Raw genomic sequence first — 13836 nt, 5'->3', positions numbered from 1 at the left:
CCCCCGTGGCTGCCAGAACGAGCCCGCTGTCTATGGCCGGGCCGTTGCCGCAAGCCGTGGTGCGTCGCCGCCTGGCAGTGCGATCGAGGCGCCGTCGAGCTTCTCGGGTGCCAGCAACATCGTGGTGATCCTGATCCCGCTGCCGCCGGTCGACGCCTCGATATGCATGGCGCGCACCGCGTCGGCTCTACCCGAGGCCAGCAGGCCGCTCATCCGCTCCCGCAGCGCTGGATCGGCGTGCAATGCCGCGGCCAGAGCGGCGCTGTGTTGGAGCAGGTATCGGATATAGATGGGGTTTCCCTGCTCGGCGCGCAGCGGCCGCCCAGGCCGCGGCGGGTGGTCCGGCACGAGGCGGCTGCCCGCTCGTCCGCCGGGGGCGACGTGGGACCAGATCGCGAGGTGCGGGTCGCCGCCTTCGACAAGGACGATCCGGTCGAGGAAGTAAGCGCCGCTGTCGTGCTCGGTAGGCCGGCGGTCCGCGGGCATCACATCGACCACGACCAAGGCGGCCGTGATGCTCTCCTTGTCCATGACGAACGCGGCGGCGGAATGATGGAGCCTCAGGTCAGCCAGTCGCAGCGACACATCGGCGCACGCCCGCCGGTACTCGATCGCCGACATGGGCAGTTCGTATCGTTCGCCGCCGCCGAGATTGAAGGCCCTGATCTGCAGCCCGGCAGCGGACTGCACACCGAGGTGGACGTGCAGCGTCACCGTGATCAGCACTGCGAACATGTCGAACATGTCCTGGCTTGGCTGCCATCGGACGTCGCGGTTCCAGGTGGGCTCGGCCCGGGTGGGGGCTTGCCATCCTTGATCGGCGAGGGCGGTCCGTTGATCGACGGTCAGCGGCTGCTCGTCGTTGTCGCTGATGTTGACGGTGATGCTGTCGAAGTTTTGCACCCACTGCAGGAACCTGCCGCTTGCGATGTCGATGATGACGGCGTCGTTCAAGCTCGCACAGCCGGTGCCGGCAGCGATGCTCGCTGCGAACGCGAGCCATCCTTCATCGCCGAGGGCTTCCGGCGCGATCTCACGATGCAGGGCGGCGACAGTGGTGCTGGCAGCGGCAATGTCCTGCATCTCGCCGAGCTGGTTCATCGGGCCTCCTCATGGCTGGTACGGACTGGCCGTTTCAGGTCGTGGGCGGTGTGTGTCGTTGCCCACTCGACGGGTGCTTCTCGCCCCGGTAGGGCCGCCGCCTGCGCCGCGGCTGACACATGGAAGGGCCGCGGGCCGCAGCAACGGCAGGTGACCCAAGGTGTCAGCAGCAGTCGATGCAGATGGCCCGGTCTGGGGCGGCGCGTTGTACGCGATGCCTGACCAGGAAGCATCGGTCGCACCGGAACTCGTCGAGCTGCATGGGCACGACGTCGACCGTCATCTCTTCGTCGAGATGTTCGATGTCAACAACCAGGTACTGCGTGACGTCGCCGTCGTCGACGTCGAGTGTCTGCGCGGCTTGGGAGGCTCGACGTTCCTGAAGTTCTTCGAGGCTGTCCTCGTTAATGGTCTGCTCGCGTGGAGCGTCGTAGTCGGTGGTCGTTGCCATCGCCGGCCTTTCGTGACAGTTCTGGTCGAGCGGCAGCGGTCTCGTTGATGCCGTGCAGACGACGTAAGCCGCGACGACCGAATGCTTCGCGTGCGGGCTCGGCTGAGAGTGTGAGGCGACCGCCTGCGCCGGCGCGGCACCGGCGATCGCCCACCCGCTCAGGTCAGGGTGCCGACTCCTGGCAGCCAGGTCGGGATGATGGTCGACGCCGGCGTCGGTTGCGGGTTCTGAGGCCCTGCCCGGTCGGTCCAGACCGCGGGTTCGAGCAGCGTGTAGCCGAACAGCCTGTCGCCGATCATCGAGCGCTTGGCCAGCAGGTCGCCTGTCTCCGGATGGAAGTACAGCGTGATGGTCTCGTTGTCGGTCTTGGCGCTGAAGGCGATCGCCGCGCGTCCCTGGATGTCGGCGGACCGTTCGTGGCTGAACTCGACGTCGGGTTGTGCCGCGAGCGCGCGAAGGATCGCCTGGCGCATATGCTTGGGCACGTACTGGCTCATGTAGATGCCGGCGAGTTCGTCGATGCGGACGCGGGCGATGGCGGGCTGCCACTGGCGGCTGCTCTGGACGTACCAGGTCAGCTCCTTGACCGCGTCGCCGGTCCCGCTGAGGGCCAGGTCGGGGGTGCGGTTCTCGCCGGTGAAGTCCATGATCAGCGGCGGCTGCGCCTGGATGGCCTGGATGGTCTTCACCGGGTCGAACCCGGCTATCGGCATGTTGTCCTTGGAACGCTGCTCGGCGTAGTGCACGGTCCCGTCCTGGGTCCGCCAGGTGTCGCGGGCCGCGATCTCCATGGTGCCCTGAATGTTCTGGCCCCACACGACGCTGTGCAGCAGGGTGTAGGTGCCGGTGCGGTGGTCGGCGGGCGCGTCGGTCAGACCTGCGGCCAGGGCTTCCAGCAGCTGCTTGCCCGACATGGATGCTTCGCCGGGAACGGTGCCGGTGGCTGTTGCAGCGTCCACCTGGCCGGTCGCGGCGCTTGAGCGGACGACGGCATAGGCGCCCCCGACGGCCACGATCAGCGCGGCGGCCAGTGCCAGCCACAGCCAGCGGATTCTGCGGCGCCGTTGGTCATGCTGTGCCGCCGGACGTTCGATCGGCTCAGTGGTCATGATTCCTTCTCCCATGGGTGAGGTTGATCGACTGCTGGTTCTGGGTTGGTTCGTATTCCGCCGTGGCGGTCCCTCAGGTGGCACCACGCCGTGCACCACAGCGGCCTGGAGTTGCCTTGGGGCGTGGCTCGGTTCGGGCCCGTCTGCCGCACCGTCATGCGGTGGCCGTATGGCGCGTCAGCTGGACCCAGTAGGACGGGCCGTCGGGCCGTTGCCAGAGGCGGCCTATGTTCCAGCCGCTGTCGGCCTGCAGTCCCGCGAGCTCCCGGGCAGGCAGGTACCACAGCGGGGTAGAAGCGGTCGCGAGCGCGCGGTGGCGAACACGTACGACGATTGCGCCCGGGGGTATTCCGAGGGCGGCGTTGTGTCGTTGGTAGGCGAGGTCGTCGGGGTCCTCTGTCGCTGTCGGGTCGAAGCCTTCGGCCAGAATCTGCGCGCCGTCACCGGCAAGCGCTGTGAGGGATGCAAGGAGCTGCGGAGCGAGGTGCGGCGACCCCAGCAGGCCGAGGTTCCCGCCGAGTAGCAGCAGGGTGTCGAATCGGCCGAGCGGCGGCGGGTCGTAGATGTTGCCCAGGAGAGCGGTTATGCCTCGCTGACGGCAGACCTCCACGGCTCCGGCTGACACGTCGATTCCCAGGACGTTCAGTCCTTGGTTGTGCAGGTACAGGGCGTGCCGTCCCGCGCCGCAGCCGATATCCAGTACCCGCCCGTGGGCCAGGGCCAGGACGTCGTTCTCGATCTCGTCGCCGCCGACCGGGGCGAAGTAGTGGCAGGCATCGCGTGCCGAGATCATGCCGTCGTCTCGTTCGGTGATGACGTAGGCGGTCGCTGGCTGGCCATCGCGGGCGGCGGCGGCCAGCAGTGCCTGACCGAACGCATCTGCGGTTTCGGGATGGCCGCCGCGGACCGCGGCAGATGTCGAGCCGTCGTACATCGGATCCCTCTATGGGCGGTGGGTACCGCTGGCGATCGCCAGCTGGTGTGTCTTCGGCCGATGCGGTCTGGTCGGCTCGTTGGCGGCGTGCTGGGCGGGGGTGGTGACCGTCTCGGCCGGGTCGGATCGCGCGCTGCGGCTGCGTGGTGGCCGCACTGCTGCGGACTCCGACCCGGCCGGGAGGCTCCCGAGTCCCCTCATCACTCGGGAGGTCGGCGCTGCCACGCCCGAAACTGTCAGCTGGGCACCGTTCATCGCTGTGGCCATTCAGCGGCGGCCACATGGCTCGAATGAGCCGACATAGCCGCGCCGGAGAGGATGTCGGCGACGTCGATGGTGTGGACCCAGCCGTGGATCTCATCCCAGGTCGCCTGCCGGTCGCAGGCCAGGCAGGGCGCGAGCGTGCCGATCGGCGGGGTCATCAGCTCCAGTGGCCGCCTCATGGCCGTGCTCCTTGTGCGTCGGTCGCCGCAAGGACGGGTGTCAGGAGGCCGCGGCGCAGTTCGTGGTGGCGGGCATCTGGCCAGGCAGCGGTGCCGGTGCCGGGTTCGGTTACCAGCACCGTTCCGCCGGCTGCGGCGACGTCCGCGATGACGCGTACCAGTTCGCCGACGACCGTGGCAGCGAGGCCCTCGGCAGGTTCGTCGAGCAGCAGCAGTCGCGGTGAGCGGACCAGTGCCCTCGCGATCGCGAGCATCTGCTGCTCGCCGCCGGACAGCTGCGACGGCCGGTGCCGCAGACGAGTGCGCAGGTGGGGCAACCGGTCCAGGACGTCGTCGACGGCGCTTGCGTCGGTGGTGGCGAGGCGTAGGTGTTCTGCGGCGGTGAGGCCGGCGAACAGCCCGCGGTGCTGCGGGACGAGCGCGATGCCTGCGCGGGCCCGGCGGTCGGCGGGCCACCGGCTGATGTCTTGCCCGTCGACCCAGATTTGGCCTGAGGTGAGCACGTGTCCGGCGATGGCGTTGATCAGGGTCGTCTTCCCGGCGCCGTTGGGTCCGGTGATCAGGACGATGTCACCGTGCGTCGCGGTGAGGTTGGTCGGGCGAAGGACGCGGTGGCCGGGGTAGCCGCCTTCGAGCTGGTTCAGGTGCAGCGTCGCGGTGCTCATGCGGGGCCGCCTTCGGCCGTGGGTTGTCCGGCGTTCAGCTGCAGGGTCGTGGTGGTGATGCGGGCTGCGACGGCCGGATCGTGTTCGACGATCAGCACGGTCATGGTGTCGGGCAGGGCCGACAGCATCCGGGTGATGCGCTCGGTTTCGTGGTCTGACAGGCCAGCGGTGGGTTCGTCGAGCAGCAGCAGCCGGGGTTGGCCGGCCAGGGCCATGGCCAGGTCGAGCTGGCGGCGGTGTCCGTAGGACAGGTGGCCGGCAAGGTGTGTGCCGACCGTTCGCAGACCGGTCTGGTCGGCCAGGTGCAGGGTCATTTCGCGCATAAGCCGGGCTGCTGCCCGGCGTGGCGGTAGCAGCGCGGTTCCCGTGCGGTGGTGGCGGTGTACGCCGAGCAGGATGTTGCCCAGGACGGTGTGCCGTGCCGCCACCTGCGGGTGCTGGAACACCCGGGCGATGCCGGCGCGGGCCCGCCGGTGGGTGGGCCACGTGGTGATGTCGGTGCCGTCGTAGATGACTTTGCCGCTGGTTGCGGTGACGGTGCCGTCGATCAGTCCGAGCAGGGTCGACTTTCCGGCGCCGTTGGGTCCGGTGATCGCCAGCCGCTGCCCGGCGGCGACGGTCACGTTGATCCGTCCGACGGCGGTGATGGCGCCGTATCGGCGGATGATGCCGTTGAGGGCGAGCAGCGGCGGGTTCATGGCCTCACCTCGGCTGGTGTCGGTGTGGTGCGGCGGCCGGCCAGCGGCAGGAAGGCTGCGGTGAGCAGGAGCAGGCCGAGCCACAGCGGCCCTTGCCCGGCCGGGGGCAGGTGGCTGGCGGCGACGTCGCGGGCACAGACCAGTGCCGCAGTCGCGGTGATCACGACGATGGGTCCGTGGTGGTGGCCGATGGTTGCTGCGGCCAGTGCCAGCGCGGAGGTGGTCAGGCCGAGGTCGGTGGGGTTGAGGTAGCCGGTGGCGTGGACCCACAGCGCGCCAGCGGCTCCGGCGACGGCGGCCGAGTGCAGGTGTCCCCGCCACACGGTCCGGGCAACGGGATAGCCGAAGGCGTTCATGCCCTGGTCGATGTCGCCGATGGCGATGGCTGCGGCGGCGAAAGGCGAACGGGCGTGCCAGGCCAGCAGGCCGCAGATCCCGAGGACGACTGTGGCCAGCCACAGGTAGCGGGTGCCGACCGGGGCGAGGGAGATGCCGAAGGGCCACAGCTTCGGTGCTGCGGCGGCGATGCCGTCGGTGCCGCCGGTGACGGTGTGCGCGCTGGCGGCGTACGCCGCAGCGAGCATGCCCACGGCCAGGCTCGCCAGGACGTAGGTCAGTCCGCGCAGGCGGGCCAGGGCCACGGCTATCACTGCGGCTGCGGCCGTGGCTGCGGTGATAGCGGCTGCTAGCTGCAGGGGTGCGCTGTCGTGGCCTGATTGGGCCAGCAGCGCGGTGGTGTAGCCGCCGACGCCGAAGTATGCGCCGTGGCCGAGGCTCGCCTGCAGGGTGCGGGTCGACAGTAGGTGTACTGCGACGGCCAGCAGCCCGAGCGCGAGGATCCGGGCGCCTACGGTCACGGTGTAGGTGTCGGCGACGAACGGCAGTGCCACCGCCACGGCGGCGACGCCGGTGACAGCAAGGCGGCGGGTCATGCCCACCTCCGGCTGCCGAGCCCGGACGGGCGGATCGCCACGACGGCGACCAGGACAGCGAACAGCAGGAACGGCGCGACCGCCGGGGCCGTGATGACGCCGATGGTGGTGACGGCTCCGGTGACCAGCGCGGCGACGAACGCGCCGCGCAGGTCGCCTGCCCCGCCGAGTACGACGATCAGCAGGCTCGTCACCAGCATCTGTCCGTCGGTGCCGGGCCCGCCGGGCACGATCGGTGCGGCAAGGACTCCGGCGAGGACGGCAAGGACGGTGCCGGCGGCGAAGACGAGGGAGTGGACGAGCGCGGGCCGAATTCCGATCGAGGCGGCCATGGCCGGGTCGTCGGCCACCGCCCGGACCGTCAGACCTGCCTTTGTTCGCGACATTGTCACCCACAGGATGAGGGCGATGAGCAGCGCGGCGGCAATGAACAGCAGTCGGTAGGCCGGGTACCGGGCGCCGGCGATGCTGACCGTCGTGTCCAGCGGCGGTGGCGGGGTGGCGGGCAGCCATCCGCCGCCGGTCGCCGCGGCGAACGCCTGGGCGGCGATGAGGCTGAGGCCGAGGGTGGCCAGGGCCTGGGCGAGGTGCCCGTGGCGGCGCAGCGGCCAGGTCAGTGCGGCGCCGACGGAGCCCAGTGCGATGCCGGTGGGGATCGCCGCGCCGAGCGCCGCCAGGTACCCGGCCGGGGTGTCGGCTTGCAGCTGCCAGGCCAGCCACGTTCCGGCGAGGTAGGCGCTGCCGTGGGCGAGGGTCAGCACCCGCAGGCTGCCCAGGATGAGGGTGAGCCCGGAGGCGACCACGTAGTACACCAGCCCGCAGGCGACGGCGTCGACGATCCCCACTGCGGTCACTGCGCTCGCCGCCCCGTGGTGCGGGTTATCAGGTACGACATCGCGGTGAAGTCGGGGTCGTCCATCAGGTTCCGGAACCGGTCGAGGTCCGCGGCGGTGAGGCCCGTGTCGAGCAGCTGTTCGTGCAGCTGCAGGGTGTTGATCGCGGCCAGGCGGGCCCAGGGGTCACCGCCGCGGCTGCTGACCTGGGTGGCGGTGGTGTCGACGTCGACGAAACCGGCTCGGGTCATGGCGGCGTGGGCGGCGGTGCCCCAGTCCAGCTGTGCCCCGGCGGTCAGCAGGACCCGGTTGATGCCCGCGATGACCCGCTCGTGCAGGGCGGTGTCGTCGGCGCCGCCGTTCAGGACGGTGCGGCGGGCCGTGCAGTCGAACTCGTGCAGCATCAGGTGACCGCCGGGCTTGAGCGCCGCCAGCAGCTTGCCGAGGATCTTCTCCCTGGCCGGGAGGTGGATCATGACGAGGCGGGAGTGGATCAGGTCGTAGTAGGCGTCGGGCAGCGGGTCGGCGGCGATGTTGTGCGGAACGGTGGTGAGGCGCTGTCGGGCCGGGATGCGGGAGGGGTCGATGTCGGTGGCGGTGACCATGCCGTCGGCGCCGACGCGGTCGGCCAGCCAGGTCGCGATGGTGCCGGACCCGGCGCCGATGTCGAGGATCTGCCAGTCGGCCTGGATGTCGAGGCTGTCGAGTCCGGCGCGGGTGAACGGGTCGCAGGCGTCGGTCAGGGCCTTGAGTTGTTCGTCGACGGAGGTCTTCCCGGCGAACGCGTAGGCGGTGCGGGTCATGGTGCTGGCCTTTCGTGGGTGGTTCGGGGTGGGGTGTGCCCGGCTGCTCAGCTCCCCTGAAGCGCTGACCTGCCGGGCACACCCCGTTTCGGGGGAGGATCCGTCTGGTGGTCAGCCGCCGATGGTGGCCAGCTCCTGCAGCACGACGTTGGTCAGTGCGCGGCCGTCGGTGCGGACTTCGCGCAGGTACCACGTCTGCACCGGGGTGTGGGTCTTGGTCGAGAACTGCCACACCCCGCGCGGGGAGTCGATCTGGCCGAGCCCGGCGACCGCTTCGTTGATCGTCTTTCCGGTGACCTCGCCCTTGGCCGCGGCCGCCGCGATCGCCTTGTCCAGCACCGCGCCGGCGTCGTAGGACGCCATGGCGAACGTCGTCGGCAGGGCCTGGTACTTGGCCTGGTAGTCGGCGACGAAGCGCTTGTTGGCGGCGTTGTCGAGGTCGGGGCTGTAGTTGAGGCTGTTGCGGATGCCCTTGGCCGCATCGCCCTGGACGCCCAGCACGCTGCCTTCGGTCAGGAACCCGGCCGCGAACAGCGGCAGCTTGTCCCCCACGAACTGGCGGTACTGCTTCACGAAGTCGATCGCGGCGCCACCGGCGTAGAAGGTGTAGACGGCCTTGGCGTCCGACTGCAGGATCTGCGTCAGGTACGGCTGGAAGTTCTTCGTCATCGGGAACGGCGTCCAGACGATCTTCTGGTCCGGGTTGGCGAGTTTGCCGCCGGCCCTCAGGAACGCGTCTTTGAAGCCGTTGCACTCGTCGTAGCCGCCCTGGTAGTCAGGGCATATCACCCACACCGGCCCGCCTGCCTGCTGGGCGACGTAGTCACCCATCGCGATGCCGGGCTCGGTGGAGATGTAGGACGTCTGCCAGACCCAGTCGAGGTTGGGCATGCTGGTCGGTCGGGCGTTGGAGCCGATCAGCGGGATCTGGTGCTGGTCCAGCAGCGGCTTGATCGCCGCGACCGAACCGCCGCCGACGACCCCGGTCAGCGCGACCGCCTTGTTCGAGGTGATCAGCTTCTCGGCCGCGGCGCGGGCCGGGGCGCCGCCCTCGGCCTCGTCCTCGATGACCAGGTCAACCGTCCGGCCGCCGAGCTGGCCGCCGTGCTGGTCGAGGTACAGCTTCAGGCCGTTGACCATGTCGTCGCCGACCGTCTTGTAGACACCGGTCTGGGACACGACCATCCCGATGACCAGCTGCTGCTCGATGGCCGTGTGGACGTCTTCGATCGCCGAGCCGCTGCAGCCTGTGGCCAGCAACACCACCGCGGCGGTCGCTGCGGCGGCAAGCCTGCGTGCACTGTCTCTCATGGTTAGGGGTCCTTGTGTCAGAGGGGATGGTTGGCCGCCGCGACGCGGCGGGGATCACGGAGCTGGATCAGGTGCTCAACCAGCTCGATCAGGACGCGTTTCACGCCATCGCGGACACGGGCGTCACAGGTCAGCAGCGGCACGCCAGGATCGATCGCCAGCGCGTCACGCAGATCGGCGACGCTATGATCTTTAGCGCCGTCGAACTGGTTGACCACGACGATGTAGGGCAACTGCCGGTGCTCGAAGAAGTCGATGGCGGCGAAGCTGTCGGCCAACCTGCGGGTGTCGGCCAGTACAACCGCGGCCAGCGCGCCTCTGACTGCCGAGTCCCACATGAACCAGAACCGTGTCTGGCCCGGGGTGCCGAACAGGTAGAGGCGGATCTCGCCGAGGTCGACCCGACCGAAGTCGAAGGCGACAGTGGTCGTTCGTTTGTCCGGCACCAGCGACAGGTCGTCTACGTCCTGGCCTGCGGCGGTCATCGTGACGTCGGTGGTCAGCGGACCGATGTCGGAGACCGCCGACACGAACGTGGTCTTGCCGACCCCGAACCCACCGGCGATCACGATCTTCACCGACACGACATCCGGAACCTGCTGCACCGGCGCTGCCGCGCTAGCCATGGCGGGCCGCGACCGCCAACGCGGTCTTGCCGACCCGGTCCGACAGCAGACCCAGCTGATACACGACCTGGCCGATGTCGCTGTTGGACCGGACCACCGCCGCCAACCGGGCACCGCCGGGCGTCTGGGTGATCAGCACGTAGCCTTCCGACAGCTCCACGGTGATCGACTGCAGACCGCCGCCGAGCAGCTCGCCGTCGACCTGGTTGGCCAGCCCGGCGAACCCTGCCGCAGCGGCGGCGATCCGTTCGGCCTGGTCGCGCTCCAGCGTGCCGGTGTTGGCCAGCAGCAGTCCGTCGCCTGCCACCACGATGGCGTGGTTGACGCCGGGAAGATCGGCCTTGAAGCCGTTGAGCAGATCCGTCAGGTAGTCGTCTTCGACATCGGTGCGGGTCACGGCAGATCTCCTTCACGAGGTTGGGTAGAGGTTCGGCCTGCGCGCGCGGCCAGCTGGCCGCGCTGGATGGCCGACAGCGCGTGCGCTCGGGTGAGCGCGTCACGGGGGGCGGTTACGGCAGGTGCGGCAGGAGGTGCGTTTCGCGCTTCGCGGTCCCGGACCGGTAGACCCGCCGAAGTGACCGTCGCCGCAGCAGCGGGCGGCGGTGCGGCGGGCAGACTCCGAACGGCTGGCGCACCAGCGAGGCGGTCCAGCAGCCGGGGCGCTGGGGCGCCGACCACCGACTCGGGCAGGCGGTGACTGGTTGGCTGCAGCACACCCCACGGCAACGTCACCTCGGCCGTCACCCCGGGGACCCCTGTACTGGTATGGAGCAGCACCTCGAGACCATGTTCCGCGGCCACTTTCGCGGTGACCTGCAGGCCCATGTGCCGCACGCCAGCCTCGGCCGCGACGCGGCCCGCGAGCAGGTCATTGGCCGCTACCAGGTCCTGCTCGCCCATCCCGACACCGGAGTCGGTGATCTCCACGACCACCCGGTCACCGACCCGCCGACCACTGATCTGCACCCCGACGTGCGAGTACGTCAGCGCGTTGTCCAGCAGTTCGGCCAGGGCCTGCACCACCGCCGCGATCGCGGGAGGGCGGATCAGAATCTCATCGACATGGGTGATCGTGATCCGGGTATAGCCTTCGACGTGGGAGGTCGCGGCCGTCAGCACGTCCGACAGCGACGCCGGGACCGAGTAGGTGACCGCGATCGGCACCCCACCCAGACGCAGCAGGTTGCGGTTGTACCGCAGCATCCGTGCCGCCAGATGGTCGATCTGGAACAGCCGCTCCAACCGCTCGGTGTCGGTCTCCTGCCGCTCGGCGGCGTCGATGCGACTGAGCAGCGCGTCGATGAGGATCTGCTGACGGCGGCCCAGGTCGACGATCAGACGAGTGACCTCATCGCGGGCGCTGACCAGCGCGGTCGCCTGCTCCAGCGCCGTGGCGACGATGTGGTTGAACGACTGGGCCACAGCAGCGACCTCGTCATCGCCGACAACCTCGAGCACCACCGCCGAACGGGTATTGCCAGCCGGTCCAGCGAGCGCTTCGGACGGGTGGGCTGCCAGCGCCGCGACCGCCTGCGGCAGTCCGGCCTGAGCAATGCCCGTTGCCTGGTCACGCAGTCGTTCCAGCGATCGCGCCGTTCGGCGGCCCACGAACGAGGCAAGTAACACCGACAGCAGCAGAACGGCTAGCGATCCCCCGCCAGTGGCCCCAGCGATCACTGCACGCTGGCGGCGCCAGTCCTCCAGCATCGCGACGACTGCACCGTCGGCGGTGGCGGTGACCTCGTGCAGGCGCTGCTGTCGCGCAGCTTGGGCCTGCATCCACTGCGCAACGGGCAGGCTGAGACGCTCCCCTACCGGCGTACGCGACACAACTCCGTCAAGCCGCTGAGCGGTGAGCAGTTGCTCGCCGCTGAGGGCCTGGTCCAGCTGGGCGGTCCACTGCGGCATCGCGGCTGCGTCCCAGTCGCGCAGCGCCTGCGAGTAGGTGGCACGCACCGACGCAAGCTGCGATGCCGTCGCCGGGCTCAGGGCGCCCATCGTCGTTGCCCGCGCCACGCCGCTCTGGAGCATTCCGGCCGCCTCGGCGGCCTGCGACAGAGCCACCGCCGCGCGGATCCGCTCCGCTGTCTGCGCCGGGGCGCCGGCGACGACCAGACCTTGCCGGATCTCCAGCAGCGCGGCGATCACGAGCTGGTAGCGCAGCAGGACCACCGAGAATGCAGTGTGTTGCTGTCCGTCGGTGACCGCGATACGAAGGTCAGGCAGCCCGTCCATGAGGGCCTGCGCTCTGCGTGTCGCATCGCTTCGATCGTCGTCGGCGACTTCGGCAGCAACGGCTCGCCACGTCGTCATGGCGTCGTCGACGCTACGGGCGCTCTGGCCGAGTCCGGCCGGCTGGCCCAGCAAAGCCAGCGCTGCTGACGCACGCTCCTGCGACAGCGCGTCAGCCAACGCCCCAGACGCCTGCGACAGCCTCGCGAGTCGCACGAGGCGATCGGCGTCGACCGTTTCCCGCGTGCTGCCGTACACGGTCAGCCCGGCCAACACCAGCAGCAGCGCGGCCGGGATGACGAGGATCGACCAGAGCTTGCGGCGAATCGGCTGGTACTCCGGCAGCCACCATCGCCACGTTGACCGCCCACGACGACGCACAGCGCCCGTCGTTGTTGCCTTCACTTCGTCGCCTCCCGCTACCAGACGGTCCTGATGCCGACCGGCCCGCCGCAGATCATGCGGCGGACGGCGCTGGAGTCCATTTGGGAGGACCGCGTGCGTTGTCGGCTAGAGCAGATGCCAACGATTGACAATCCCCCGACATTTAGCGTCTAGGCTACGAACGGCACTGCGGCCCCCGAACTACCAGGCCAGCGCCGGTCTCGAACGGGATGCTCGGTCGAATGTTGTATCGATGGTCCGCGTCCGGGGATCCCATGGAAGCTACGGCTTAAGCATTGTCAGTGGATTGTCGGAATAGGCGCCTGCCCCTATCCGACACCGACGCCCGCCCGATGTACTCGTGTCTACGACAGCGGCGAGCACTAGGCGATCCACTCGCAGGCGTGCTCAGCGGCTGCCGCTCCGTGACCTACCCTTGGAGAACCCGCGATGAAGTCGTTGATCGACGACGGCCACTCCGCATCGTGCGCCTTCCGCACGAGCGTCGGCGTTGACGGGCTGGAGTTCCTCCTGCTGGCGGCGACCCGGTGACCGCGGAGTTCGTCGCCGTCGAGGGCCCCACCGGGTCCGGTAAGACCACCATCGCCGGCCTGCTCGCACACCGTCTGAACGGCTGGCGCGGACACGAGGCAGTCCTGACCGCCGAGCCGACACGCAGCCCGTTCGGTGACCTGGTACGCGCCTCCGAATGGATGCTGCAGGGCAGAGCGCTCGCGCTGGCTCTGGCCGCCGACCGCGCCCACCACGTAGAGTCGATGATCATCCCAACGCTGGACAGCGGAAAGCACGTCATCACAGACCGTTACGTGCAGTCATCGATGGTCCTACATCGCATCGACGGACTGGAGCCCGACGAGATATGGACCTACAACCAGTATTTCCTGCAGTGCACCACCGTCTACCTGGTCGACCGGCCAGAGGTCATCGCGTCCCGACTGGCCGCGCGCAGCAGAGCAACCCGGCTCGAACTCACCGGCACCCCCCAGCGGCAGCTCGAGTACTACCGCGACGCGGCAGCGTTCCTGGCCCACCCCGACCACAACTGGATCCAGCACACCATCGACTGCTACGGCCGCCGACCACCAGAGATCGTCGACGAGATCATGCGGCTGCTCAACCAGGATCGGATCCCGGGTCACCTGTAGGCCTCACCCAGGGCAGCAGGCCATGCTCCGCCGGTTGGGCGGCTGCTCGTAGTCAAGATCGGGCATGGCGCCCGGTCGTACTGCCAGGTCACTGCTCTGCGGCCGTCTTCATACGCGCCGATGTCGGAAGAATGTCGGAAGATTGTTG

At 69.2% G+C, this 13836-nt stretch carries 15 protein-coding genes; 1 reads left to right on the top strand and 14 read right to left on the bottom strand.

Annotated features, from left to right (window positions below; all coding sequences use genetic code 11):
• Window positions 1-30 precede the first annotated feature (30 nt).
• The 14 genes from Cba03nite_RS36810 to Cba03nite_RS36745 all read right to left on the bottom strand — a co-directional run bounded on the left by Cba03nite_RS36810 (window position 31) and on the right by Cba03nite_RS36745 (window position 12543).
• On the bottom strand, window positions 31-1101 hold the full coding sequence (locus Cba03nite_RS36810; protein ID WP_203756755.1) for a TY-Chap domain-containing protein: 1071 nt from the start codon (window positions 1099-1101) through the stop codon (window positions 31-33).
• A gap of 163 nt (window positions 1102-1264) precedes the next feature.
• Entirely contained in the window at window positions 1265-1552 is a 288-nt protein-coding gene (locus Cba03nite_RS36805; RefSeq protein ID WP_203756754.1) for a DUF4193 family protein, read from the bottom strand.
• A 158-nt stretch (window positions 1553-1710) separates the two neighbouring features.
• Window positions 1711-2661 carry a hypothetical protein gene (locus Cba03nite_RS36800; protein ID WP_203756752.1) on the bottom strand — a complete coding sequence of 317 codons (951 nt, stop codon included), beginning with the start codon at window positions 2659-2661 and terminating at the stop codon, window positions 1711-1713.
• Window positions 2662-2815: 154 nt separating this feature from the next.
• Window positions 2816-3595: a class I SAM-dependent methyltransferase gene (locus tag Cba03nite_RS36795; protein ID WP_203756750.1), complete on the bottom strand. Its 780-nt coding sequence runs from the start codon at window positions 3593-3595 to the stop codon at window positions 2816-2818.
• Window positions 3596-3846: 251 nt separating this feature from the next.
• Window positions 3847-4038 (bottom strand): hypothetical protein, encoded by a 192-nt coding sequence (locus Cba03nite_RS36790; protein ID WP_203756748.1) that lies wholly within the window; start codon window positions 4036-4038, stop codon window positions 3847-3849.
• Window positions 4035-4703, bottom strand: coding sequence for an ABC transporter ATP-binding protein (locus tag Cba03nite_RS36785; RefSeq protein WP_203756746.1), 669 nt, complete (start codon window positions 4701-4703; stop codon window positions 4035-4037). The genes Cba03nite_RS36790 and Cba03nite_RS36785 overlap by 4 nt, the downstream gene beginning before the upstream one ends.
• The gene (locus tag Cba03nite_RS36780; RefSeq protein ID WP_203756744.1) at window positions 4700-5401 is read right to left on the bottom strand and encodes an ABC transporter ATP-binding protein; all 702 of its coding nucleotides are present in this window, start codon (window positions 5399-5401) and stop codon (window positions 4700-4702) included. Before Cba03nite_RS36780 ends, Cba03nite_RS36785 begins: the two co-directional genes overlap by 4 nt.
• Window positions 5398-6333 (bottom strand): ABC transporter permease subunit, encoded by a 936-nt coding sequence (locus tag Cba03nite_RS36775; RefSeq protein WP_203756743.1) that lies wholly within the window; start codon window positions 6331-6333, stop codon window positions 5398-5400. The genes Cba03nite_RS36780 and Cba03nite_RS36775 overlap by 4 nt, the downstream gene beginning before the upstream one ends.
• Window positions 6330-7187, bottom strand: coding sequence for a branched-chain amino acid ABC transporter permease (locus Cba03nite_RS36770; protein WP_203756742.1), 858 nt, complete (start codon window positions 7185-7187; stop codon window positions 6330-6332). The genes Cba03nite_RS36775 and Cba03nite_RS36770 overlap by 4 nt, the downstream gene beginning before the upstream one ends.
• Window positions 7184-7969, bottom strand: coding sequence for a class I SAM-dependent methyltransferase (locus Cba03nite_RS36765; RefSeq protein ID WP_203756741.1), 786 nt, complete (start codon window positions 7967-7969; stop codon window positions 7184-7186). The genes Cba03nite_RS36770 and Cba03nite_RS36765 overlap by 4 nt, the downstream gene beginning before the upstream one ends.
• 111 nt (window positions 7970-8080) lie before the next feature.
• Window positions 8081-9280, bottom strand: coding sequence for an ABC transporter substrate-binding protein (locus Cba03nite_RS36760; protein WP_203756739.1), 1200 nt, complete (start codon window positions 9278-9280; stop codon window positions 8081-8083).
• A gap of 17 nt (window positions 9281-9297) precedes the next feature.
• A complete protein-coding gene (locus Cba03nite_RS36755) occupies window positions 9298-9906 on the bottom strand; it encodes a GTP-binding protein (protein WP_203756737.1) in 609 nt (202 codons plus the stop codon).
• Window positions 9899-10303: a roadblock/LC7 domain-containing protein gene (locus Cba03nite_RS36750; RefSeq protein WP_203756735.1), complete on the bottom strand. Its 405-nt coding sequence runs from the start codon at window positions 10301-10303 to the stop codon at window positions 9899-9901. Before Cba03nite_RS36750 ends, Cba03nite_RS36755 begins: the two co-directional genes overlap by 8 nt.
• The gene (locus Cba03nite_RS36745; protein ID WP_203756733.1) at window positions 10300-12543 is read right to left on the bottom strand and encodes a sensor histidine kinase; all 2244 of its coding nucleotides are present in this window, start codon (window positions 12541-12543) and stop codon (window positions 10300-10302) included. Before Cba03nite_RS36745 ends, Cba03nite_RS36750 begins: the two co-directional genes overlap by 4 nt.
• A 527-nt stretch (window positions 12544-13070) precedes the next feature.
• Between Cba03nite_RS36745 and tmk the strand changes: the two genes are divergently transcribed.
• Window positions 13071-13688 (top strand): dTMP kinase, encoded by a 618-nt coding sequence (tmk, locus tag Cba03nite_RS36740; protein WP_203756731.1) that lies wholly within the window; start codon window positions 13071-13073, stop codon window positions 13686-13688.
• Window positions 13689-13836 lie beyond the last annotated feature (148 nt).

Source organism: Catellatospora bangladeshensis, from assembly GCF_016862575.1.
GTDB lineage: Bacteria > Actinomycetota > Actinomycetes > Mycobacteriales > Micromonosporaceae > Catellatospora > Catellatospora bangladeshensis.
The sequence above is the reverse complement of the archived record's forward strand: the minus strand, read 5'-3'. Positions and strand labels throughout refer to the sequence as shown.

Bases quoted from the DNA above. Each gene is read 5' to 3' on its own strand.
- Cba03nite_RS36765 (WP_203756741.1), bottom strand. From the start codon at position 7,969: ATGACCCGCACCGCCTACGCGTTCGCCGGGAAGACCTCCGTCGACGAA.
- Cba03nite_RS36790 (WP_203756748.1), bottom strand. From the start codon at position 4,038: ATGAGGCGGCCACTGGAGCTGATGACCCCGCCGATCGGCACGCTCGCG.
- Cba03nite_RS36755 (WP_203756737.1), bottom strand. From the start codon at position 9,906: ATGGCTAGCGCGGCAGCGCCGGTGCAGCAGGTTCCGGATGTCGTGTCG.
- Cba03nite_RS36800 (WP_203756752.1), bottom strand. From the start codon at position 2,661: ATGACCACTGAGCCGATCGAACGTCCGGCGGCACAGCATGACCAACGG.
- Cba03nite_RS36780 (WP_203756744.1), bottom strand. From the start codon at position 5,401: ATGAACCCGCCGCTGCTCGCCCTCAACGGCATCATCCGCCGATACGGC.
- Cba03nite_RS36775 (WP_203756743.1), bottom strand. From the start codon at position 6,333: ATGACCCGCCGCCTTGCTGTCACCGGCGTCGCCGCCGTGGCGGTGGCA.
- Cba03nite_RS36810 (WP_203756755.1), bottom strand. From the start codon at position 1,101: ATGAACCAGCTCGGCGAGATGCAGGACATTGCCGCTGCCAGCACCACT.
- Cba03nite_RS36795 (WP_203756750.1), bottom strand. From the start codon at position 3,595: ATGTACGACGGCTCGACATCTGCCGCGGTCCGCGGCGGCCATCCCGAA.
- Cba03nite_RS36805 (WP_203756754.1), bottom strand. From the start codon at position 1,552: ATGGCAACGACCACCGACTACGACGCTCCACGCGAGCAGACCATTAAC.
- Cba03nite_RS36760 (WP_203756739.1), bottom strand. From the start codon at position 9,280: ATGAGAGACAGTGCACGCAGGCTTGCCGCCGCAGCGACCGCCGCGGTG.
- Cba03nite_RS36785 (WP_203756746.1), bottom strand. From the start codon at position 4,703: ATGAGCACCGCGACGCTGCACCTGAACCAGCTCGAAGGCGGCTACCCC.